The organism is Enterobacter cloacae complex sp. S1, assembly GCF_014930525.1.
GTDB lineage: Bacteria > Pseudomonadota > Gammaproteobacteria > Enterobacterales > Enterobacteriaceae > Enterobacter > Enterobacter hormaechei_C.
In genome coordinates, this window is record NZ_JADBRE010000055.1 from 1 (window position 1) to 1,642 (window position 1,642).

A 1,642-nucleotide genomic window follows, 5' to 3' on the forward strand; every position below is an offset into this window, starting at 1 on the left:
CTTCTGCTGCATCTCAAAGGCGATATGGTTTTCACGCATCCACTGACGCAACGCGAGGGTCGAATCGCCAAACAGCACGGACTCGCGATCAAGCCAGACCGAGCCCCACGGGGGGGCGGGCAGGGCATACGGGCCAATAAACAGACGCTGCCAGGCGTCTTTCAACGCTTCATCCGATGGGGTCTTAAACATACTGGCGACAGGCAGCAGATTTTCCTCCGCCAGCGGCCAGTCCTGAACCCAGTCACCTGCGGTCAGGGCACTCACCAGCGGCGCGGTCTGCTCGCTGTCTGGAGCGAAATAAAACAGCGCGCCCAGTACCCGGGCGCTGAACGCGAACGATTCGCGGTGTGAGACGTCATTCATTACAACTTTCCTTACTTGCGCGCGGGTAGCCCCGCGCACCTGTGTTAACCTGCAATTGCTAACCCTGCGGTCATATGCAGACCATAAAATAGCCCACGGCCAATCAGTTCACCCAGCGCCACCAGCACGACACCTGCAAACAGGCCGAGCGTTTTTGGCTCCTGACGACGAATCAGCGGGCAGATCCAGCAGCCTAAACCCGCCGCCAGCAACGCGATGCGCCATACCTGAAGCGAACCATAATCCGGAAGCAGGGCGTTAGCCTGCTGGATGGAACTCTGTATTGTCCCCAGCGTATTGCTTTGCAACACGACGACCGCCACGCAGACGATAAGTGCCAGTACGCTGACTGACGCAGCAAGAGTACCTTTGAATGTCACGTTTGCGACGCGCAGCAGCAGCGCGGCCAGCAGAGGACCAGCCAGAACCATCGTCAGGAAGAAGCTCAGCGTGGTGTAACCCGTATACCAGGTCGGGACAGTCTCAATCTGATAGACCCGGGTCATCGCCCAGACAAAAACGATGCCCAGGATCTGGCTGACAACCAGCCAGATTTTGCCCAAAGCTGGGGGCATTTTACCGATAACCGACACCAGCCACCAGAAACCGCCCACGGCAAAGAAGATCGAACCCGCCGCGATCTCATTACTCAGCGCTGACGCGCCCACGCGGTTAAGCGAGTTGAAGGCACGCAGCGGGGAGCCAAGATGCAGTACCGAGGCCATAAACCCAATACCCATTACCAGCCAGAGAAAAAACAGGCTGCGCACGATGCGCATGCTGGCCTTGTCATCATTTTCCTTAAGCCAGACGAAGCCCATCACGATTAACGCGCCGGCCACGCACTGCCCGAAAACGGTGAAGATCACCAGCGGCCATTCATGCCATCCACTTCCCATCTCACACCTCCTTCGGGTTTGCCAGGTAGCCGGTGGTGTCACCCGTCGGACGGCTGTTGGCGTTAGGTTTAATCACAATACTCGGCTTCGTGAAGTGGGCAGACGGCAGCGGCGCGACGGCAGCAAGCTGACCGTGTTTTTTGCGCAGCTCTTCAATCGGGCCAAAGTCCAGCGCGCGCAGCGGGCAGGACTCGACGCAGATGGGCTTTTTGCCGTCCGCCACGCGGCTATGGCAGCCGTCGCACTTGGTCATGTGACCTTTGGCGGCATTGTACTGCGGCGCGCCGTACGGGCAGGCCATGTGGCAGTAGCGACAGCCGATGCAGACATCCTCGTCCACCACCACAAAACCGTCGTCGCGCTTGTGCATTGCCCAG

General features: G+C 59.0%; 3 protein-coding genes. All 3 read right to left on the reverse strand.

The window, feature by feature from the left end; genetic code table 11:
- Positions 1 to 366, reverse strand: a 366-nt coding sequence (gene dmsD / locus IM290_RS21275; RefSeq protein ID WP_193354498.1) for a Tat proofreading chaperone DmsD, incomplete at its 3' end; no start/stop codon positions are given.
- Between the two features lie 44 nt (positions 367 to 410).
- Positions 411 to 1,265: a dimethyl sulfoxide reductase anchor subunit family protein gene (locus IM290_RS21280; protein WP_017694079.1), complete on the reverse strand. Its 855-nt coding sequence runs from the start codon at positions 1,263 to 1,265 to the stop codon at positions 411 to 413.
- A gap of 1 nt (position 1,266) precedes the next feature.
- On the reverse strand, positions 1,267 to 1,642 hold a 376-nt coding region (locus IM290_RS21285; protein WP_193354499.1), incomplete at its 5' end, for a 4Fe-4S dicluster domain-containing protein.